Raw genomic sequence first — 20,903 nt, forward strand, 5'->3', positions numbered from 1 at the left:
TTATTTACTGTGCGGTGGAAGTTTTTTCTCCACAAACATTTCGTGTTTTCTAGTGTCAGGATTGTATTTTTTTGCAGATAATTTTACTTTTGCTTTTTCACCACCTGCTGGTTTTTTTACATAGTAAAAATAAGGACTATCTGGTTTAGCTTCAGGTACCATTCTAACTTTTACGTGTGTTTTTTTCGCCATTTATTTTAATGTTTTTAAAATATTTGATATTTTAGTTAACTTATTTTTTAATTTTTCAGCTTTTATAGATTTATCTGCCATTTCGTCAAGCTTTAAAGTATCTTCATTATCAAGGATCTTTTTAACTCCATTAATTGTCATTCCTTGATCTTTAAGCAAATATTTAATCTTCTTAAGAAGATCAATATTTTTTTCATCATAGTATCTTCTATTAGAATTAAGAATTTTTGGCTTGATTTGTTTAAACTGTGTTTCCCAAAATCTTATTATGTGAGTAGGCAAAGAACCCTTCTTATTGACTTTTAAGTCTAAAATTTTAGCAACCTCACCAATAGTTTTATAAGCTTGATCAGCTTTATCCATAATCTTTAAGATTTATAAACTCTTTAAATTCTTTTGAAGGTTTAAATAAAACAACATCCCTACTAGTTATTACTTTAGTTTCCTTAGTTTTTGGGTTTCTACCAATTCTACTTTTTTTTTGTCTAATAGAAAAAGTTCCAAATTTAGATAATTTTAGCTTTTTTTCAGATTTAATATTGGAAACAATTGTTGATAAAAAATCATCAATTAGATTTTCTGAAATCTGTTTAGAAAAACCTAGTTGCATATAAACTAAATTAACTAAATCTTTTTTAGTTAAATTTATTCTCATTTAAAGATTCTGTTTAATCTTTTCTATCAAATTACCTTTAACAATTCTATGACAAACATCTAATGAGTTAGCAAAACCAACGTAATCGGTACCACCATGACTTTTTACTACAGGAGAGTCTAAACCTATAAAAATTGCACCATTATACAGTCTTGGATCTAATCTTTTTTTAAATTTTTTTAAATTTGAAATGTTTAAAAGAGAAGATAGTTTTCCTATCCAATTTCCAGTCATCGCTTTTTTTAATTCACTTGTAATAAAATTTGCTGTCCCTTCAGCTGTTTTTAATGCTACATTTCCAGTAAATCCATCAGATACAATTACATCAACTTCACCATCCATTATGTGATTACCCTCGATGTATCCTGAAAAATTAAAATTTTCAGATTTTTTGTCATTAAGAATTTGATATGTTTCTTTTATTACATCATTACCCTTTAATTCTTCTGAACCAATATTCAATAAAGCAACATTGGCAATTTCATCTGGATATAAAGAGTTATAAAGTGCAGCTCCCATCGAAGAAAAATCACTTAAATTTTTTGCACTGCATTCAATATTGGCCCCAAGATCTAGTACAACACTCATGCCTTTTTTATTTGGCCACAGCGCAGATAGTGCTGGTTTATCTATATTTTCAATCATTTTAAGATTCAATTTTGATACAACTAATAGAGCACCAGTATTACCAGCAGATATAACTATATCAGCCTGCTTTTCTTTAACGCTTTGAATAGCAAGCCACATGCTTGTGTCTTTTCCTCTTTTTGCTCCCTCTAAAGGACTGTCTGTACTTTTAATTGAATTTTCTGTATGGAAAATTTCATAGAACTCTTTATTAATTTTATTTTCAATTAATGGAGAAATTTTACTTTTATCTCCAAATATTTTGTAAAAAATGTTTTTATTTGATTGATGGTTATAAATAATACCATCAATTACTTTTTTTGGTGAACCATCACCTCCCATTGCATCAACTGCAATTTTAATTTTTTCGGACATTAAGATAATTATACTATTCTTTTGGGTCTAAAACTTGTCTACCCTTATACATGCCAGTTTTTAAATCTAGATGATGAGAAAGCCTGTATTCACCTGATTTTTTATCCTCAACTATATTTTTAGTTGAAAATTTCATTGTTTGTGCCCGTCTCATTCCAGTTCTGGATGGAGTTTGTTTTCGTTTCGGTACAGCCATAATTATGGGTTACTTACACTTTTTAAATAATAATTCAAAGTTTTTTTTGATAAATTTAAGTTAAATTCATCAAAATAATCAAGTAAATCATTAATATTATTAAAATCTTCTAAAAATATTGATAATTTTTCAATTTTATCTGATTTCGATAACTCGTCCCAAAAATGAATCTCAGAAACCATGGAATGAAACAAATTAATATAATCTTTCATTTTTTTATTTATGGACTGGTCTCCATATCCTATTTCTCTAATGCTCAATTCCAATTGCCTGAAGTTGAAGTCATAAATTTCTTGTAATTTTTTTTTATTTTCTTCATTTTTATAATTTTTGAGAAAAAAAGAAAAATGAAGTAAAAATAAAGTTAATCTATCAGAAAAACTATCTTCTCTATTTAAATCCTTATATAAATCTTTATTTCTAGTGAAATTAATTAAATTATTATAAATATGTAGATACGAATTGCTCATGAATAAATTATATATATTTCTTTTATTTTTAATACTTTCAAATTGCTCTTTTAAACCTGTGGTAAAACATCATGGTGTACCTTCATTAGAAAAAAAACAATTAAAACTTATTGTTAATAAAACAAATAAAAACGATATCGTCAAATTTATTGGATATCCATCAACTACTAGTAAATTTGATAATGATGTTTGGATATATATAGAAAGAAAACAAACACAATCAAGATTAAAAAACCTTGGAAGAATGAAAATATTCAAAAATGATATTCTTGTTTTAGAAATTGATGATTATGGAATTCTTCAAAAAAAAAATTTTTATAATAAAGATGATATGGAAAATATTAAAATAAGTGAAGCAACTACACAATCAGGATTTAGAAAAAATTCATTTATTTATGAATTCATGAGCAGTATGAGGCAAAAGCTTGATGACCCTCTTGGACAGAGGGCCAAAAGACGTAAAGAACTTATGAAGCGATAACTGCTAATAATAATAAAGCTACAATATTTGTAATCTTAATCATTGGATTAACAGCAGGACCTGCTGTATCTTTATATGGATCTCCAACAGTGTCACCTGTTACAGCAGCTTTATGAGCTTCTGAACCTTTTCCACCATGGTTTCCATCTTCAATATATTTCTTAGCATTATCCCATGCGCCACCTCCAGCAGTCATAGAAACTGCCACAAATAGTCCAGTAATAATAACTCCTAACAGCATAGCTCCAACTGCAGCTAACGCAGCTACCTGACCACCTATTGATAGAATTATAAAATATAAAACTACAGGTGATAACACTGGTAATAATGATGGGATTATCATTTCTTTAATTGCAGCAACAGTCAACAAGTCAACTAATTTTGCGTAGTCAGGTTTTTGTTTTCTTTTCATGATACCAGGAAATTTTTTAAATTGTCTTCTAACTTCTACAACTACAGCTCCACCAGCTCTACCTACAGCTTGCATTCCCATAGAACCAAATAAGTAAGGTAACATTCCACCAATTAATAAACCAACAACAACATATGGATTTGATAAATCAAAAGTTACAACAATACCTTCAAGAGCAGAACCTGCTTCTTTAGAAAAATGTTTGATATCTTCAGTGTAAGCTGCAAATAAAACTAGTGCACCTAAACCTGCAGAACCAATCGCATATCCTTTTGTTACAGCTTTTGTAGTATTACCAACGGCATCTAAAGCATCAGTTGTTTTTCTAACTTTTTTATCCAAGTTAGACATTTCCGCGATCCCTCCAGCATTGTCAGTTACTGGACCATAAGCATCTAACGCAACAACCATTCCAGCTAACGCTAACATTGTTGTTACAGCAATTGCAATACCAAATAGGCCAGCAATAGAATTTGTAATTAATATACCTGCAACAATGATTAACGCAGGTATAGCTGTCGCTTCCATTGATACAGCTAAACCTTGAATAACATTAGTTCCATGACCAGTTGTTGATGATAAAGCTACAGATTTAACAGGTCTATAATTTGTACCTGTGTAATATTCTGTAATCCAGATCAACAAACCAGTAATAACTAAACCAATTACTCCACAATAATATAAATCCATTCCATTAAACGTTTTTCCATTAACAGTGTATTCATTTGTAAAACCAATAACGTGATCTGTTACAGGCCAAAGAATAGCCAATGATGCAACAGCAGAAACAATAAATCCTTTATACAATGCGTTCATCACATTGTTGTCTTTTCCAAGTTTAACAAAGAATGTACCTATAATAGATGTTAATAAACAAGCAGCACCAATCGTAAGAGGATAAATCATCATATTGAGATCACCTACGAAGAAAATTGATGATAAAACCATGGTAGCAACAATAGTAACCGCATATGTTTCAAATAAATCAGCTGCCATTCCTGCACAGTCACCAACATTATCTCCAACGTTATCTGCAATTACAGCTGGATTTCTAGGATCATCTTCAGGAATACCGGCTTCAACTTTACCAACTAGATCGGCACCTACATCTGCACCTTTAGTGAAAATACCTCCACCTAATCTTGCAAAAATTGAAATCAAAGAAGCACCAAACCCTAAAGCAACAAGAGCATTCACTATTTCTCTTTCATCCACTTCAAATTTCAATAATAAAAAATAATAAACTGCTATTGCCAACAATGCCAAACCAGCAACCAACATACCAGTTACAGCACCAGATTTAAAAGCTACAGAAAGACCTTGAGCTAGACCTTTTCTTGAAGCTTCAGCAGTTCTAACATTAGCTTGTACAGAAACTAACATACCAACATAACCTGCAATACCAGATAATGCTGCGCCTATTAAATAACCAAGACCAACTAATGGGCTAAATGCAATACTAACAATTACAAGAACAGCTGCACCAACAATTGCAATTGTTTTGTATTGTCTTGCTAGATAAGCTTTTGCTCCGATTTGAATAGCTGAAGCAATATCTTGCATTTTTGCATTTCCCGCACTTGAATTTAAAATGTTTTTTCCAGTTAAAAATCCATAAACGATAGATAAAAAACCAGCTCCGATTGTGTATAATAAGATAGTTTCGACAGTTGCGTTCATATAACCCTTAGTTGTTGGTTGTTAATTTTTTAAGCCCGGACAATACAAAAAAAGTCAAAAAAGACAATAATTAACTTCAAAATTGGTGGATATAACCACCTACATTATTGGCGATTTCTCTGCCTTTTTGATCTAAAATTACAGATTTGTTTTTACCGTATAAAATAGTTCCTATTTTAGAAATTTTTACACCAAGAGATTTACTTAATTTATAAATGATTCTGGCATTGTTTGGGTTAGCAGTAAACAAAATTTGATAATCATCTCCATTAGAAACTAAATCAATTTTATTTAAATTCTTTCTATTAATTAGGTTGTTAAGATTTCTTGATACAGGAATAAATTTTTCATAAATTTTATAAGAAACATTTTGCTTGTTTATTAATTTATTCAAATCTGCGATTAAACCATCAGATATATCCATAGAACTTGTTGCTAGAGAAAGTAAATTTTTAGAAAACTTATTTTGGATATCTGGCATATAATATTTATTGATAAAATACTTAGTTTTAGATTTATTCAACTTAATTTTATTTTTTAAAATCTGTAGTCCGATAAAACTATCACCTAAATTTCCTGTAACATATATATCATTATTTACATTAGATTGATTTCTATAGATTATTTTTTTTGAGTAACCAACTGAGGTTATAGTAAAGCTAAGTTTATTAGAAAAAGTTGTATCCCCTCCTCCTAATAATAAATCATATTTTTTTTGCTCTTCCCTTAAAGAATTGGATATTTTTTTTAGATTGTTTTTTGTAAAGTTTTTTTTGTTACCTGATCCAGCAATAAAATAATATTTTGGCTTAACTCCTTTACAAATCAAATCAGAAATTGAAGATCTTAAAATTTTTTTAATAACTAAATCTGGTCTTTTAAAATCTATAAAATGCGTACCTATGTTGTATGTGTCTACTGAAATAGCTAATCCTTTTTTTTTATCAAAAAAAACATCATCATTTAAACTTAAAGCAGCTTTATTTTTTTTAGAAATATTAGAAAAATAATTATTTATTAATTCAAATTCATGCATTTGTTCTTAATTTTTTTCCAACATTATCAAGTAAAGCATTTAGGTACTTAGTTTGTGAATTTTCTAAGAAATAATTTGATGAATTTAAATACTCTTTAATAATGATGTTTAAGGATAAATTAGGTTTGTACATTAATTCATATGTAGCAGCTTTTAAAATAGTTTGAAAAACCTTATCTAAATTTTCAAAGACAAATTCATCGCCTAATTTATTTTTTAATTCATCTATAATTAGATCATTTCTTTCAATAGTTCCTAGCACAATATCTTTAATAAATTTTTTAAATCTATGTTTTGGAAACTGTAATTCATCATCCTCGTTATAAAATTTACCATACAGTTTTTGAATTATTATAACCCTAGGATTATTTTTTGGATTAAAATGTGTTCTCATTTTTGAGATAGAACAGAAATTACTGCTTCAGCTGCTTCCGCACCTTTTTTCTTTCTTGCTTTAGCTTGAGACATATTCAAACAAGTAATTATTCCATTCCCAATTGGTTTTTTGCTTGAAATTGATAATTCCATAATACCATTAGTTGCTGCTTGAGAAATAAAATCAAAGTGAGGAGTTTGACCTTTAATAACACAGCCTAAAGCTAAAAAGGCATCATGCTTATTTATATTTTTTGAAATAGTTACTGGGATTTCAAAAGCTCCTGGAACATTAATAACTTTTATATTATTTTTTTTTGAAATTAATTTTAAAGCACTTTTAAGTAGTCCATCTGCAATATCTTTGTAATAATCAGCTATAACAATCAAAATTTTTTTCTTCATTATATCAATTCTTGTTTAGTAATTTTTATACCATAACCATCTAAACCAATAACTTTTTTTGGAGATTTTGTGATTAATATCATATTTTTAATTTTCAAATCTTTTATAATTTGAGCTCCAATTCCGTAATTTCTTATTAATTTATCATTACCCTTTTTATAAAAATCTTTATTTTTATAATCTTTTAGAGTTTGTGTTACAGATTTTAAATTAGAGTCTTTAATAAAGATTAATACACAATTGTTATATTTTTTAAAATAATTCAAAGTTTTGTTAAATGAGTTTGGTAATTGTTGATTAATTAAATAATTTTGAACTACATTTGAAGAGATCACTCTTACCCTTGGGGTAATACCCTTTTTTATTTTTCCTTTAATTAGAGCAAAATGTTCTGCACCATCAATTAAATTTTCATAAATTCGAATATTATACTTTTGATCTTTTACAATTATTGAGCTTTGTTTTTTTAATTTAATTAATTTTTCTTTTTTAAGTCTATAAGCAATCAAATCTTCAATCTTACCTATTTTAAGTTTATGCTTATTTGCAAAATTAAATAAATCGTTACCTTTAGCCATTGTTCCATCTTCGTTCATAATTTCACAAATTACAGCTGAATTATTTTTTTTTGCTAATTTTGAGATATCAACTGAAGCTTCTGTATGCCCAGCTCTTACAAGTACACCTCCGTCTTTTGCTATTATTGGAAACACATGACCCGGAGATACAATTTCATTTTTGTTAGCATTTTTCTTTGAAGCAACTTTAATTGTTTTGGCTCTATCCTTCGCTGAAATTCCTGTTGTAATTCCCTTTTTAGCTTCGATAGAAATGGTAAATGCAGTTTTATTTCTTGATTGATTAATTGGTGACATTAATGAAAGGTTTAATTTTTTTGCCTGAACACTATCTAGAGCTAAACAAATTAAACCTCTGCCATATTTGGCCATAAAATTTATATTTTTAGAATTGGTATCCGATGTCGATATTACTAAATCGCCTTCATTTTCTCTTTTTTCATCATCAACCAATATGAACATTCCACCTTTTCTGGCAATGCTAATAATAGTTTCTATTGATGCAAAATTATTTTTTGTCATTAAAATAATTTCTTACATATTTAGACAAGATATCAATCTCAATATTTACCAAACTAGATTTTTTTAAAGTAGATAAATTGGTTTCTTTATAAGTATGGGGAATAATCCAAATTTGAAAACCTTTTTTTGTAATTTTTGAAATTGTAAGAGAGATGCCATTTACACATATTGAGGCCTTCTCTATCAAATGTTTTCTTTCTTTTTTTGGTATCTCAAAATCAAAAAGATAAGATTTATCTATTTTATTAATACTATTAACTATTCCAACCGTATCCACATGACCCTGACAAATATGGCCAGAAATTTTAGTTCCATATTTCAAAGGTAATTCTAAGTTCAAAACATCATTTGTTTTGAGAAATTTAAATTTAGACCTAATTAAAGTTTCATTAGATAAATAAAATTCCATTATTTTTGACTTATAGGAAATTAGTGTGAGACATACACCATCACATGCAACTGACAATCCCATATCTTTTAATGAAACCTTTAAGTTACTTTTAACAAATATATTGATGCCTTTTGGTCTGCTAGTAATTTTTTTGACAGTACCTTGGTTATATATAATTCCGTTAAACATAATTTTTATATAATTCTATTTTATCTTTTTTTAATTTCAGATTTAATTTTGACTTATATCTATATTTTGAATTTAAAGTATTTAAACTGTTAAATTCAACAAATTCTGTATTTTTAGATAAATTATTTGAACTTTTAAACAAATAAAATTTATTAAAAATTTTATCATTTATGAATGATTTTGTAAGAATATCTCCACCTTCAACCAATAAATTTCTACTTCCTAAAGAATAAAGTTTTTTTAATATCTCTTTTAATTTGAATTCTTTATTTTTATTAATTTTAGATTTGATTACTAAGACTTTTTTAGATTTAAATAACGAGATTTTTGATTTTGACGCTTCATTATAAAAAATAATTGTTTTTATTTTAGTTGCAGATTTTATTAAGTAAGAGTTTGGATTAGAATTTAGCTTATTATCTAAAATAACTCTTATAGGTGAAAAATTATTTTTGCTTTTAAGTCTACAATCAAGTTTTGGATTATCCTTATTTAAGGTTTTGTATGAAATTAATATCGTATCATTTTTATATCTTAAAAAATGCGAAAATTTATCAGAATAAATATTAGTAATTTTTTGCTTTTCTTTACTATAAATTAAATTGTTCTTTGAAACAGCAATTTTACCTGTAACAAAAGGTTTTTTATTTTTTCTGTTAAAAAAATAAGGATAGTAAAACCGACTGATTTCTTTTTTTAAAAGATTTTTTCCAACTTTTATTTTACTTGATTTCAAAACTTTAAAAGATTTTCCACTAACACGTTCGTCAATATCAGAAATTGAATAAATAACTTCTGATATTTTTGATTTAATTATTAAATTTGTACAAGGTGGTGTTTTTCCTTTATGACAACAAGGTTCTAATGTGACATACATCTTTGAGCCAGCAACATTTTCTATAGAATCTTTAATTGCATTTCGTTCAGCATGAGGTCTTCCATTGTATGAAGTTTGTCCTATAGATATAATTTTATTATCTTTAACGATTACACATCCAACGGATGGATTTGTTCCGGTTAAACCTTCACGAGCAATTGCCAAATTGAGGGCAATTTGCATGAATTGTTTATCTTTGCTGGTAAAATTATCTTTTTTTGTAGACATCTAATCTGTCCACGAATTGCACAAAGTCTTTTTCTTCTCTGAAATTTCTATAAACGGAAGCAAAACGCACATATGCTACAGGATCAAGCTCTTTTAATCCTTCCATAACCATTGTTCCAATTGTACTAGTTGATATTTCTGTTTGTCCGAGTTCTTCTAATGATCTTGAGATTTTACTTATAAATTTTTCAGCAGTTTCGGTATCAATTGGTCTCTTTTTTAATGCTATATAGATTGATTTAGATAATTTATCTCTGTCAAAAGAAGACTTTCTTCCATTTTTTTTAACGACCATTAATTCTCTAAATTGAATTCTTTCAAAGGTAGTAAATCTTTCACCGCATATACATAATCGTCTTCTTCTAATTGCAGTTCCATCTTCAGTTGGTCTAGAATCTACAACTGATGTATCACCTTTTTTTTCACAAGGACAAATCATTATTTATAAATTTTTATATATTGGAAATGATGAGGTTAGATTAATAACTTCATTTCTTACTTCGTTTTCAACTTTACTGTTATCATCAGGATTTTCAGATAAACCTTTAATAGTTTTTGTTATCAATTCACCTACGGTTTTAAATTCATTTAATCCAAATCCACGTGTAGTAGCAGCTTGAGCACCTAATCTAATACCCGATGTAATCATTGGCTTCTCTGTATCAAAAGGTATTCCATTTTTATTACATGTTATGTTAGCTCTTGATAGACTTTCCGCTGCAAGATTTCCTTTAACATTAAAAGGTCTTAAGTCAACAAGCATTAAATGAGTATCAGTTCCATCTGAATAAATTTTAAACCCATTGTTTTTCAAAGTTTCAGCTAAGATTTTTGCATTAGCTAAAACAGATTTTATATAATCTTGAAAATCTGGTTGAAGAGCTTCTAGAAAACCAGCAGCTTTAGCAGCAATAATATGCATCAAAGGTCCACCTTGATAACCAGGAAAAACAGCTGTGTTAAACTTTTTACCAAGCTCTTCGTCATTAGACAAAATTATTCCACCTCTTGCGCTTCTAAATACTTTATGTGTAGTTGAGGTTACAACATGAGCATAATCACATGGATTTGGATAACCTTTACCAGCCACAAGTCCTGAGAAATGTGCCATATCAACCATTAAATAGGCTCCTACTTTATCAGCTATTTCTCTAAATCTTTTAAAATCTATTACTCGAGAATAAGCACTTCCACCTGCTATTATTAATTTAGGCTTGTGTTCTAAAGCAAGTCTTTCAACATTATCATAATCAATCAACTCAGACTCTTTATCAACGTCATAACCTATAGCGTTAAACCATTTACCTGACATAGATATTTTCAATCCGTGTGTTATGTGTCCACCTGAATTTAAACTCATTCCCATAAATGTATCTCCAGGATTTAATAAAGCTAAAAATACAGCTCCATTTGCTTGTGCTCCAGAGTGCGGTTGTGCATTTGCATAATTACAATTAAATAATTTTTTTAATCTCTCAATTGCAAGACTTTCTGCAACATCTACATGTTCGCAACCATTATAGTATCTTTTTCCAGGATATCCTTCGGCATACTTATTAGTTAAAACTGATCCTTGAGCTTCAAGAACTGCTTGTGAAACTATATTTTCTGATGCAATTAATTCTATATGTTGTTGTTGTCTTAAGAGTTCGTCTTTTATAGCTTTATATAATTCAGGGTCCTTGCTAGACAAACCATCTTCAAAGAAACTCTTATAACTATCGTTTAAATAACTTTTTTCACTAGACATAATCAATCATATTTTTTTTACTCTTTTTAAGTGTCTCCCACCTTCAAACTTTGTATTTAAAAAAATGCTAATAAATTTTAATGCATTTTTTTTAGTTAGTAATCTAGAACCCAATGTAATGATATTTGCATCATTATGCAATCTAGATAATTTAGTCGATTTTTCATTAAAGCATTGAGCGGCTCTAACATTTTTATGTTTATTTGCCGCAATATTCATTCCAGTTCCTGATCCACATACCAAAATACCAATATTTTTTTTTGATGAATTTACTTTTCTTGCAACTTTATGTGCGTAATCTGGGTAATCAACGCTATTCTCATTTGAGGGACCAAAATCTTGGAAATTAATTTTTTTCTTTTCTAAATAAATTTTAATTGCTTCTTTAAGTTTAAAACCAGCGTGGTCTGATGAAATAAATATCTTTTTCAAATTAATTGAATTTATAATCTAGCACACAAGCAACAAGGTGGACTCTATTTTCTTCACCACCATTAAATGCATTATGATATTTTGTGTTATTAGTCACCCACACAGAACCATCTGCTGGCATATGTTTTGCAACATTATCTATAACCATTAAGCATCCAGGATTAGTTACAATTGGAATGTGCAATCTTGGTTCTGGATCTCTATGCCAACTTAAAGTTGATCTTGGTTCTTTTAGCAAAATTCTTACTCTACCCAATTTGTATTTGCTTGATAAAACATCATAAACTTCTTTAAAATAAGTGTTCTCATAATCTTTTATAAATTCAGAATAAGCTGCTTCATCAATTTCAACATCTCTAGAAACCTCTTGTCCAGTTTTATCAGGTTTAGTCCAGTAAACACCTCTAGCTTTATTGCCTTTGATTGAGTCAGGATCACCAGGAATTTGAGTTAATGAAATTGCTCCAAAGTGTGTTATTCCAGCATCTTCGAATTTTTTTGTCTTAATAATTTGGTTATAGGCCTCTTGAAGTTTGTTTATATCAAATTTCAAGTTTTGTTTTTGAAAATCGCTAAAATCTAAAACTCTTTCTTCTTTTTTTAGGTTTAGGTTTACAACTTTTGTGTTATCAATGCTCATAAAAATGGTTTTGTACTTAATTTAAGAGTTATTTGTATAATACATTTGTCGCATTAATAAAGTAAATTTAAACATGATTGTAGGAAAATATCCAAGCCTAAGATTAAGAAGAAACAGAAAATCTTCTTGGACTAGAAAACTAATACAGGAAAATACTCTAAGTCCTAATGATTTTATTCTTCCAATTTTTCTTATTGATGGAGTAAATAAAAAACAACATATAAAATCAATGCCTGGCGTCTACAGGTATTCAGTGGATAGAATCGGTCAAATTATTGATAAAGCGATAAGCAAAGGAATTCCGATGGTTGCTCTTTTCCCAAACACAAAAAAGTCATTAAAAAATGAACTAGGATCAGAAGCGCTCAATGAAAATAATCTTGTTTGTAGAGCATCAAGAATGATTAAAAAAAAATACAAAAATCAAATTGGAATTATGTGTGATGTTGCATTAGATCCTTATACCTCTCATGGACATGACGGATTAATCAAATCTAATAAAATTTTAAATGATGAAACAATTCAAGTTTTAATAAACCAATCTTTACTTCAAGCTGAAATGGGTTGTGATGTTTTAGCTCCATCAGATATGATGGATGGAAGGATTAGTAAAATTAGAAAAGCAATCGATCAAAACAATTTCCAAGACGTTCAGATTTTATCTTATGCAGCAAAATATGCATCCAGCTTTTATGGTCCCTTTAGAGATGCTGTGGGATCAAAAAGTTCATTAAAGGGTGATAAAAAAACATATCAAATGGATTTTAGAAATTCTGATGAAGCATTAAGAGAAGTTGCTTTGGATATAAAAGAAGGAGCTGATATGGTTATGGTTAAACCAGGAATGCCATATTTGGATATAATTAAATCAATTAAAGAAAAATTCAAAATCCCAGTTTTTGCATATCAAGTATCTGGTGAGTACAGTCTAATAGAAAATGCTATTAATAAAAACCTTGTAAATAAAGATGCAGTGTATGAAAGTTTAGTGTCTTTTAAAAGAGCTGGTGCAAATGCGATTGTGAGTTATTACGCTGATCGAATTGACAAAATAATAAAGTAATCACCTTAAAGTATTTAGAAATAACAATCTATTGTTTGGAAAATTAATATTATTTGGTTTTAAAATTGTTTTATCTAGATAATCATTAACTAACTTCAAACCTTTTAGTAAAATTTTAATATCTTCAACCTCTTTATCTTTTTCAATAAGAAAGTTTGGAACATATTTTTTTTCATTTGATGATGAAACATAGTAAACAGTTTTGTTATTTTCAGTATCTTTCTCTACTAAGTTTTCTAATTCTAAATCATAACCTAATATTTTGAGTAATTCTAATTCCCAAAAAATATATTTTTTTAACCAATTTTTATCTTGTAAAATTAAAAAAAAATTCTGAATTATGAAAAAAACTTTTTCATTTGATTGTGCGTCTGCTGTTAAAATTTTAATCAAATTCATTGCAGAAGTTAAGCATGATAATTTTTGTCTATCATCAAAATACAAAGGGCTGTAAGCATTTAAAATTTCAACTTTAAAATAGCCAATCCTATTCTCATTTTTTGAATTATAATTAACATGCAACTTATTTCCTATTTGCAGATAATTTTTAATTTTTTTTGATGTTCCACCAAATATGATGCCTGATACTTTACCTTTTTCTTTGGTGAAAATTTCTACAATTAAGGAGTTTTCGTTATATCTATTTTTACTTATCAAAAAACCTTCATCAGACCAATTCATATTATTTATTGAAACTATTTAAACACTCTGTAGCTGCACTTTGCTCGGCATTTTTTTTGGAATTGCCAATGCCAATAAAGTATTTTGTATTGGGTAATTTTACTCCTACTTTAAATAAAGGTTTGTGTCTTGGACCAGTATTTGAGATTAATTTATATTTAGGAAGACTTTTAAATTTTTTTAATGTTTGTTCTTGTAACTTAGTTTTGGCATCAATTTCGGTAACAACACTATCGCTAATTTTTGCTTCCCACTGCTTTAAAATAAATTTTTCAACAATATTAAAGCCTTTATCGAGATAAATTGCTCCTATTAAAGCTTCACAACTATCTGCAATAATTTTATCTTCAATTTTTATTTTTTTATTTCTTGGATTAAAAGTTTTAATATATTTTTCTAAATTAATTGATTTTGCAATTTCAAGACAAGATTTTTTATTAACAAGTGAAGCAAATTTCTTATCAAGTATTCCCTCTTTTTCATTTGGATAAATTTCTAATAATTTTTTAGCCATGACCAGTCCTAGTACACGATCACCTAAAAATTCAATTTTCTCATTATTTTTAGAGGAATTAAAACTTTTATGAGTAAGAGATTGGTCTAATAAATTTTTGTTTTTAAAAACTATATTTATTTTTTTTTCTAGTTCTTGATGCTTTATTTTCATTAATTAATAACATTAAAGGTTCTTTTAAATCTTATAGATTTATGCCATTTCCAAAATTCAATAAAACTTCCTATTTTTTTATCAGATGAAAAAAAAATAAATTGAGCCTTACCAACCAGGTTATCTTTATGAACATAACCAACACTTGAAAGAAATCTGCTATCCTTAGAACAATCTCTATTATCACCCAAAAAGAAATAATGATCATCTGGAACTGTAAAAACATCTGAATTTTGATATGTATAATTTTTTAAATAAACTGTATGAAATTTTTTACCGTTAGGTAATTTTTCCTCAAACTTTAAGACATCTATTGTTGTGTCACCACAATAAATTTTTGTTTTAAGTGGGATTTTAGATTTAAGTATTTCGCTACTATTTAAATATAGATTGGCGTCAATAAACTGGATTTTATCTCCTGGCAGCCCAATTAAACGTTTTATATAATCTGTTCTATTGTCAGCTGGTGTTTTAAATACAATTACATCCCCTCTTTCAGGACTTTTAAACATTATTCTTTTACTAAGTATTGGCGGACTAAAAGGGAAAGAATGTTTACTATACCCATATGAATATTTTGTAACAAATAATCTATCTCCTACAAGTAATGTGGGTTCCATCGAAGAAGAAGGTATATAAAAAGGTTGCACTAAAAGTGATCTAATTATTACTGCAATTATCAAAGCATAAAATAAAGTTTTTATATTTTCTGAAAAAAATTTTTTATCTAGTTTCATTATGATTGAATAATAGCAAATGCTGTTGAATATTTTTTTTCATCCGAAATGGATAGAAAACAATTATATTTTTTAATTTTAAATTTATTTTGGATCATTTTGGTGATTTTTTTGTTTGTAACATAATTTGGTTTACCCATTTTATCGTTAACTACTTCTATATCTTTAAAGTTCAATTTCATTCTAAATCCGGTACCCAAAGCTTTGGCAAATGCTTCTTTTGCTGCAAATCTTTTTGAAAAAAAAGCCACTTTATTCTTTATTAAGTTTGATTGTCTTTGCTCTCTCACACTATAAACTCGATTAATAAAAGATTTATTTTTTATAGCTTCTTTAATTCTTTTATTTTCAATTATATCAACTCCAATACCTAAAATTTTCATTAATTTTTAATAATTTTTTTAAAATCTTTAATTACTTTGGGTAGCCCATAAAATATCGACTCTCCAATAATAAAATGTCCTATGTTGAATTCCTCGATTTCTTTAATTTTTGTTAAAATTTTAGTAGTCTTGTAATCTAAACCATGACCTGCATGTACTTCTATATCTAGCTTAGATGCAAGTTTTGAGCTTTTTTTAATTCTATTTAATTCGCTTGAAAAATTTTTATGCGATTTAACATAATTAGCTAGTTTTCCAGTGTGGATTTCAACACAATCCACATTTAATTTTTTTGAAAGTTTAATATCATTTAAGTTGGGGTTGATAAATAAACTAGTTCTAATATTTGACTTTTTAAATTTAAAAATTATTTCTTTTAATTTTTTATAATTATCTTTTAGATTTAAACCACCTTCTGTGGTTATTTCTTTTCTGTTTTCTGGAACAATACAAATGTAATTTGGTTTATATCTTAAAGCTTTTTTAATTATTTCACTATTCATTGAGACTTCAAGATTCACTAACACTTTATTCAAAGCACAAATCTCTTTAGTATCTAAATCATTTATGTGCCTTCTATCTTCTCTCAAATGAATAGTTACGGAGTCTGCACCCAATTTTATAACTTTTTTTGCTGCAAATACTGGATTAGGATGTTTTTCACCACGTGCATTACGCAGTGTTGCAATATGATCTATATTTACACCTAATCTTTTCACTTAATAAATCTACTTCCTGGAGTAGTAATGGGAATTGATTTTAGAGATTTAGGTATGTTTTTAAGGTTATAGCTAGGCACATCTATTTTTAAATGAGAAACAATTTTATTTTTTATTTTCAGAGATTTTTTTGTTGATCTGTCAATTATAGAAGCAAATCCAACAAGTCTTGCATTTGATTTTTTTATAAGTTTTACGCATTCCAAACTAGATTTACCTGTCGTAATCACATCTTCTATAATTAAAACTCTTGCTCCCTTTTTTATACTAAAACCTCTTCTGAGAGTAAATTTTCCATTCACCCTTTCGCAAAAAATTGTTTCTTTTTTTAAAATTTTACCAATTTCATAGCCTATTATTACACCACCCATAGCAGGAGCGAGTATTAAATCTATTTTTTTAAAATTTTTTTTAATTTTATTTGCTAGTGATTTGCAAATTTTTTCAGCTAAATAAGGAAAGCTTAAAAGTTTAGCACATTGAATATACTTTGGAGAGTGTAGTCCTGAGGATAAAACAAAATGTCCTTCTAATAACGCATCAGTCTTTTTTAAAATATTTAAAGATTTTTTGAGTGAAAGCATTTCTTTTTTCTTCGTGTCTAATTATCTTAAATTTTATACCTTTTTGCTTTAGCTCTGCAATAAAATTTGTAAAATTCTTAAGATTTCTGATTATTAATCTAAATTTAAAATTAATATAGTTTGGATTTTTACCCGCCATCTCTAAATTAGAAATGTTAAGTTTATGACTTCCAATTAAAGAACTTATATCACCAAGTTGACCGGGTTTATCAGGTAATGAAATCCAAAGTGTAGTGTTATATTTTTTTGTTTTTTCCTCTTTTTGTTCACCTTTGTCATGCCAATATCTTCTAATAGCAGCTCTTGCTTTACCTGTTTTGGTGGTAGGTATCCAATGCAGAGATGGTGAACTATTTTTAGATGTGAGAATGTTAACCCTATCACCATTTCTTAATATTGTTTGTAATTCACAGTTATTTCCATTTACTTCACAACCAATTGCGGAATTACCAATTTTAGTGTGAACAGCATAAGCAAAATCAATTGCTGTTGCATCTTTTGGCAATTTAATTACAGATCCTTTTGGTGTGAAGCAAAAGACATTTTCCTGAAACATTTGAAGCTTTGTATATTCATAAGAGTCCTCAGGATTTTCATTTTTTTCAATAATCTCCACTAAATCTTTTAACCAATCATACTCTTTCCAACTTAATGAATTAAATTTTTCAGAAGATTTATATTGCCAATGCGATGCAACACCTCTTTGTGCAAAGTCATGCATTTCTTTAGTTCTAATTTGAATCTCTATAGGCTTTTTATTTGAAACAATAACTGAAGTGTGAATTGACTTATATCCATTTATTTTGGGCGAAGAGATGTAATCTTTAAATTTACCAGGAATACAGTTCCATTTCTTATGAAATATACCAAGAGTTTTATAACAGTCATCAATAGTATCTAGTATAATTCTAAAGCCAATGATGTCTGTTATCTGCTCTAATGAAACTCTTTTTTTTTGAACTTTTCTCCATATTGAAAATGGAGTTTTTTCTCTTCCATAAATTTCAGCATTAATTTCGTGATCATTCAATATTTCACTGAGTTCATATGATTGTTCTTCAAAAATATCTTTTCTATCTAATTTTATTTCATCAAGTCTTTTTTTTATTAATTTTCTCGCATCGTAATTTAAAATTTCAAACGATAAATCTTCAAGCTCATCACGTATTCTGTGCATACCCATTCTGTCTGCCAATGGAGCATAAATTTCCATTGTTTCTTGAGCAATCCTTTGTCTTTTTTCCACTTTAGTAATTGCTTTAATCGTTCTCATGTTGTGCAATCTGTCTGCAATTTTTACTAATAAAACTCTAATATCTTTTGATGTTGCTAAAATTAATTTTCTAAAGTTTTCTACTTTAGAATTTGATCCAGCTGTATTTTCAAAAACAGATATTTTAGTGACACCATCTACTAAGTCAGCAACCTCATCACCAAATTCAGCTTTTATTGTTTCATAAGTTGCAAAGGTATCTTCAATAGTGTCATGCAATAACCCAGTGGTAATTGTAGCACTGTCTAATTTTAACTCTGTTAAAATATTTGCAACTTCAATTGGATGTACAGAGTAAGGATCACCGGAAGCTCTTTTTTGACTCTTATGGGCCTTTACAGCAAAATTATAAGCTTTATCTAATTTTTCAGGATTTAAAAATTTATTATAATTTTTAACTTTATTAATTAGTTCATTAGAATTTAGCATAACCCTATTATAACATTAATTTAAATTTGTTTAATAGACCTAATGTCTGCTTGAGAGAGTGAAGAAATCAAGCTTTTAAGATCTTTTTTAATAATTGGATGATGCCATTCTTTTTGAATTTCAAAAAAAGGGATGAGTACAAAATTTCTTTTATGCATAAGTTTATGAGGCAAAGTTAATTTGTTTTTTACTTTTAAAATCTTTTTATTAAAATCAATAATGTCAATATCACAAATACGTGGATCATTTTTTTTACCTTTTTTTCTTCCTAATAAAATTTCAATTTTCTTACATATTTTAAGGAGACTTTCAGGATCAAAACAAAACTTTGCCTTGATAACTACATTTAAAAATTTAGGTTTTTTGGGGTCCGGCCAAGAAGGTGTTTCATAAAAACTTGAGATAGATAAAAAATCTAGATTATTTTCGCTTAAATGAGATTTTGCAATTTCTATATTTTTTTTTCTATCACCCAAATTAGAGCCAATACCTAAGTAAACAATTTTAGCTTGATTTTCTGATATATCTTGCCTTTTCACGGTTCCAGTCTCTGCTCTTTTTTGTTGCTCTTTTATCGTATTGCTTCTTTCCTTTAGCAACTGCTAATTCAATTTTGGCCTTTCCTTTTTTAAAATACATTTTTGTTGGAACAATAGTAAAGCCATCTCTTTGCATTTTTCCAATCAATTTGTTTATTTCTCTTTTATTTAGTAGCAACTTTCTTTCATCGGTTGGGTTATGATTGGAATAACTTGCTTGTTTGTAAGGTGAAATATGAGAATTAATTAAAATTATTTCTCCATTTTTTTCAACTGCATAAGAATCTGCTATATTAACTTTTCCACCTCTTACTGATTTAATTTCAGAACCTTTAAGAACAATTCCTGCTTCTAAAATATCCTCAAAAAAATAATTAAAACTAGCTTTCCTATTTAAACAAATTATTTTTAAACCAGAATTGGTTTTTTTGTTCATTAAATCAATTTTGCTGACTGAAGAGACTTTTTAACAATTTCCTTAGTTTGTTCGGTAACTTTTACCAGAGGTAATCTAACATCATCTTCGCATAGATTTAATAATTTAGCAGCATATTTTACTGGACTAGGATTACTTTCAACAAACATTGAATGATGAATTGGCTGTAAAATTTTATCTAATTTTTCAGCTTCACCAATATCATTTTCTGATTTAGAAAATTTTTGAAAATCTGAACAAAGTTTTGGTGCTATGTTTGCTGTTACACTTATTGCACCTACTCCACCTCTTTTATTAAATTCTAGCGCATTGTCATCATTACCAGTCAATTGAACAAATTCTTTACCCATTTTTGATAACTGTTGATCAACCCTATCCAAATCTCCAGTGGCATCTTTTACACCAACTATATTTTTTAACTCGAACAGTCTTGCCATTGTATCAACATTCATATCAATAACTGATCTACCTGGTATATTGTAAATTATTATTGGTATCCCGCATTTGTCATTTATAGCTTTATAATGCTGGTACAAACCTTCTTGAGTAGGTTTATTATAATAAGGTGTTACGATTAGAGCACCATTTGCACCTGCCTTTTCAGCGTGTGAAGTTAAAGAAATAGCTTCCTCAGTAGAATTTGAACCTGTTCCAGCTATAACTGGAATTTTTCCATTACTTTCTTTTATGCAGAGATCAATTACTTTTTGATGTTCATCATGACTTAATGTTGGGGATTCTCCTGTTGTACCAGCAGGTACAAGCCCACTAGTTCCATTTTCAATATGAAAATGTATTAATTTAATATACGCCTCTTCATCTAAGAGATTGTTTTTAAACGGCGTAATTAAAGCAACATTTGATCCTTTGAACATAAATAC

The 20,903-nt window shown here is 28.1% G+C and carries 29 protein-coding genes; 2 read left to right on the forward strand and 27 right to left on the reverse strand.

Features of this window, described 5'->3' with window-relative positions; genetic code table 11:
• From ACTTA0_RS05180 to ACTTA0_RS05205, 6 genes are read right to left on the reverse strand one after another with little or no spacing between them, the layout of a single operon-like run.
• Positions 1-192 carry a 50S ribosomal protein L33 gene (locus tag ACTTA0_RS05180; RefSeq protein ID WP_023853780.1) on the reverse strand — a complete coding sequence of 64 codons (192 nt, stop codon included), beginning with the start codon at positions 190-192 and terminating at the stop codon, positions 1-3.
• Positions 193-555 carry a MerR family transcriptional regulator gene (locus tag ACTTA0_RS05185; RefSeq protein ID WP_440651442.1) on the reverse strand — a complete coding sequence of 121 codons (363 nt, stop codon included), beginning with the start codon at positions 553-555 and terminating at the stop codon, positions 193-195.
• A complete protein-coding gene (locus ACTTA0_RS05190) occupies positions 548-847 on the reverse strand; it encodes an HU family DNA-binding protein (protein WP_262589169.1) in 300 nt (99 codons plus the stop codon). Before ACTTA0_RS05190 ends, ACTTA0_RS05185 begins: the two co-directional genes overlap by 8 nt.
• Entirely contained in the window at positions 848-1,849 is a 1,002-nt protein-coding gene (gene plsX, locus ACTTA0_RS05195) for a phosphate acyltransferase PlsX (protein ID WP_440676345.1), read from the reverse strand. It lies immediately after the preceding gene.
• Positions 1,850-1,862: 13 nt separating this feature from the next.
• The gene (rpmF, locus tag ACTTA0_RS05200) at positions 1,863-2,045 is read right to left on the reverse strand and encodes a 50S ribosomal protein L32 (protein ID WP_023853776.1); all 183 of its coding nucleotides are present in this window, start codon (positions 2,043-2,045) and stop codon (positions 1,863-1,865) included.
• A 2-nt stretch (positions 2,046-2,047) separates the two neighbouring features.
• A complete protein-coding gene (locus ACTTA0_RS05205) occupies positions 2,048-2,515 on the reverse strand; it encodes a ubiquinol-cytochrome C chaperone family protein (RefSeq protein ID WP_440676346.1) in 468 nt (155 codons plus the stop codon).
• Between ACTTA0_RS05205 and bamE the strand changes: the two genes are divergently transcribed.
• A complete protein-coding gene (gene bamE, locus ACTTA0_RS05210; RefSeq protein ID WP_440676347.1) occupies positions 2,514-2,996 on the forward strand; it encodes an outer membrane protein assembly factor BamE domain-containing protein in 483 nt (160 codons plus the stop codon). The two genes, ACTTA0_RS05205 and bamE, sit on opposite strands and share 2 nt — an antisense overlap.
• Here bamE and ACTTA0_RS05215 read toward each other — a convergent pair.
• The 11 genes from ACTTA0_RS05215 to ACTTA0_RS05265 all read right to left on the reverse strand — a co-directional run bounded on the left by ACTTA0_RS05215 (position 2,983) and on the right by ACTTA0_RS05265 (position 12,511).
• Positions 2,983-5,088, reverse strand: coding sequence for a sodium-translocating pyrophosphatase (locus tag ACTTA0_RS05215; RefSeq protein WP_440676348.1), 2,106 nt, complete (start codon positions 5,086-5,088; stop codon positions 2,983-2,985). The two genes, bamE and ACTTA0_RS05215, sit on opposite strands and share 14 nt — an antisense overlap.
• Before the next feature lie 76 nt (positions 5,089-5,164).
• The gene (thiL, locus tag ACTTA0_RS05220; RefSeq protein ID WP_440676349.1) at positions 5,165-6,124 is read right to left on the reverse strand and encodes a thiamine-phosphate kinase; all 960 of its coding nucleotides are present in this window, start codon (positions 6,122-6,124) and stop codon (positions 5,165-5,167) included.
• Positions 6,117-6,518, reverse strand: a complete 402-nt coding sequence (locus tag ACTTA0_RS05225; RefSeq protein WP_262589163.1) for a transcription antitermination factor NusB — start codon at positions 6,516-6,518, stop codon at positions 6,117-6,119. Before ACTTA0_RS05225 ends, thiL begins: the two co-directional genes overlap by 8 nt.
• Positions 6,515-6,904, reverse strand: coding sequence for a 6,7-dimethyl-8-ribityllumazine synthase (gene ribH / locus ACTTA0_RS05230; protein WP_075506742.1), 390 nt, complete (start codon positions 6,902-6,904; stop codon positions 6,515-6,517). Before ribH ends, ACTTA0_RS05225 begins: the two co-directional genes overlap by 4 nt.
• Positions 6,904-8,004, reverse strand: a complete 1,101-nt coding sequence (gene ribB, locus ACTTA0_RS05235; RefSeq protein ID WP_262589161.1) for a 3,4-dihydroxy-2-butanone-4-phosphate synthase — start codon at positions 8,002-8,004, stop codon at positions 6,904-6,906. The genes ribH and ribB overlap by 1 nt, the downstream gene beginning before the upstream one ends.
• Positions 7,991-8,584 (reverse strand): riboflavin synthase, encoded by a 594-nt coding sequence (locus ACTTA0_RS05240; RefSeq protein WP_440676350.1) that lies wholly within the window; start codon positions 8,582-8,584, stop codon positions 7,991-7,993. The genes ribB and ACTTA0_RS05240 overlap by 14 nt, the downstream gene beginning before the upstream one ends.
• On the reverse strand, positions 8,577-9,689 hold the full coding sequence (ribD, locus tag ACTTA0_RS05245) for a bifunctional diaminohydroxyphosphoribosylaminopyrimidine deaminase/5-amino-6-(5-phosphoribosylamino)uracil reductase RibD (RefSeq protein ID WP_440676351.1): 1,113 nt from the start codon (positions 9,687-9,689) through the stop codon (positions 8,577-8,579). The genes ACTTA0_RS05240 and ribD overlap by 8 nt, the downstream gene beginning before the upstream one ends.
• Positions 9,670-10,128 (reverse strand): transcriptional regulator NrdR, encoded by a 459-nt coding sequence (nrdR, locus tag ACTTA0_RS05250; protein ID WP_075506746.1) that lies wholly within the window; start codon positions 10,126-10,128, stop codon positions 9,670-9,672. Before nrdR ends, ribD begins: the two co-directional genes overlap by 20 nt.
• Positions 10,129-10,131: 3 nt before the next feature.
• Positions 10,132-11,439, reverse strand: a complete 1,308-nt coding sequence (gene glyA, locus ACTTA0_RS05255) for a serine hydroxymethyltransferase (RefSeq protein ID WP_440676352.1) — start codon at positions 11,437-11,439, stop codon at positions 10,132-10,134.
• 6 nt (positions 11,440-11,445) lie between these two features.
• On the reverse strand, positions 11,446-11,871 hold the full coding sequence (rpiB, locus tag ACTTA0_RS05260) for a ribose 5-phosphate isomerase B (protein WP_075506748.1): 426 nt from the start codon (positions 11,869-11,871) through the stop codon (positions 11,446-11,448).
• Position 11,872: 1 nt separating this feature from the next.
• Positions 11,873-12,511 (reverse strand): aspartyl/asparaginyl beta-hydroxylase domain-containing protein, encoded by a 639-nt coding sequence (locus ACTTA0_RS05265; protein WP_440614331.1) that lies wholly within the window; start codon positions 12,509-12,511, stop codon positions 11,873-11,875.
• A gap of 73 nt (positions 12,512-12,584) precedes the next feature.
• Here ACTTA0_RS05265 and hemB point away from each other — a divergent pair, with 73 nt between their 5' ends.
• Positions 12,585-13,574, forward strand: coding sequence for a porphobilinogen synthase (hemB, locus tag ACTTA0_RS05270; RefSeq protein ID WP_075506750.1), 990 nt, complete (start codon positions 12,585-12,587; stop codon positions 13,572-13,574).
• Here hemB and recO read toward each other — a convergent pair whose 3' ends face one another.
• The 10 genes from recO to dapA are packed head-to-tail and all read right to left on the reverse strand — an operon-like array spanning position 13,575 to position 20,897.
• A complete protein-coding gene (recO, locus tag ACTTA0_RS05275) occupies positions 13,575-14,255 on the reverse strand; it encodes a DNA repair protein RecO (protein WP_440676353.1) in 681 nt (226 codons plus the stop codon).
• Between the two features lies 1 nt (position 14,256).
• Positions 14,257-14,922, reverse strand: a complete 666-nt coding sequence (rnc, locus tag ACTTA0_RS05280) for a ribonuclease III (RefSeq protein WP_440676354.1) — start codon at positions 14,920-14,922, stop codon at positions 14,257-14,259.
• Positions 14,922-15,659, reverse strand: a complete 738-nt coding sequence (gene lepB / locus ACTTA0_RS05285; RefSeq protein ID WP_075506753.1) for a signal peptidase I — start codon at positions 15,657-15,659, stop codon at positions 14,922-14,924. The genes rnc and lepB overlap by 1 nt, the downstream gene beginning before the upstream one ends.
• On the reverse strand, positions 15,659-16,042 hold the full coding sequence (acpS, locus tag ACTTA0_RS05290; RefSeq protein ID WP_440614327.1) for a holo-ACP synthase: 384 nt from the start codon (positions 16,040-16,042) through the stop codon (positions 15,659-15,661). Before acpS ends, lepB begins: the two co-directional genes overlap by 1 nt.
• Positions 16,042-16,761: a pyridoxine 5'-phosphate synthase gene (locus tag ACTTA0_RS05295; protein ID WP_440614326.1), complete on the reverse strand. Its 720-nt coding sequence runs from the start codon at positions 16,759-16,761 to the stop codon at positions 16,042-16,044. Before ACTTA0_RS05295 ends, acpS begins: the two co-directional genes overlap by 1 nt.
• Positions 16,758-17,345, reverse strand: coding sequence for an orotate phosphoribosyltransferase (gene pyrE / locus ACTTA0_RS05300; protein ID WP_075506756.1), 588 nt, complete (start codon positions 17,343-17,345; stop codon positions 16,758-16,760). Before pyrE ends, ACTTA0_RS05295 begins: the two co-directional genes overlap by 4 nt.
• Positions 17,302-19,047 carry a RelA/SpoT family protein gene (locus ACTTA0_RS05305; RefSeq protein ID WP_440676355.1) on the reverse strand — a complete coding sequence of 582 codons (1,746 nt, stop codon included), beginning with the start codon at positions 19,045-19,047 and terminating at the stop codon, positions 17,302-17,304. Before ACTTA0_RS05305 ends, pyrE begins: the two co-directional genes overlap by 44 nt.
• A 20-nt stretch (positions 19,048-19,067) precedes the next feature.
• Positions 19,068-19,586 (reverse strand): 2-amino-4-hydroxy-6-hydroxymethyldihydropteridine diphosphokinase, encoded by a 519-nt coding sequence (folK, locus tag ACTTA0_RS05310; RefSeq protein ID WP_440614324.1) that lies wholly within the window; start codon positions 19,584-19,586, stop codon positions 19,068-19,070.
• Positions 19,552-20,022 carry an SsrA-binding protein SmpB gene (smpB, locus tag ACTTA0_RS05315; RefSeq protein WP_440676356.1) on the reverse strand — a complete coding sequence of 157 codons (471 nt, stop codon included), beginning with the start codon at positions 20,020-20,022 and terminating at the stop codon, positions 19,552-19,554. Before smpB ends, folK begins: the two co-directional genes overlap by 35 nt.
• Positions 20,022-20,897 (reverse strand): 4-hydroxy-tetrahydrodipicolinate synthase, encoded by an 876-nt coding sequence (gene dapA, locus ACTTA0_RS05320; RefSeq protein WP_075506760.1) that lies wholly within the window; start codon positions 20,895-20,897, stop codon positions 20,022-20,024. Before dapA ends, smpB begins: the two co-directional genes overlap by 1 nt.
• Positions 20,898-20,903: the final 6 nt, after the last annotated feature.

The sequence above is a fragment of the Candidatus Pelagibacter sp. HIMB1593 genome, assembly GCF_052047755.1.
Lineage (GTDB): Bacteria > Pseudomonadota > Alphaproteobacteria > Pelagibacterales > Pelagibacteraceae > Pelagibacter.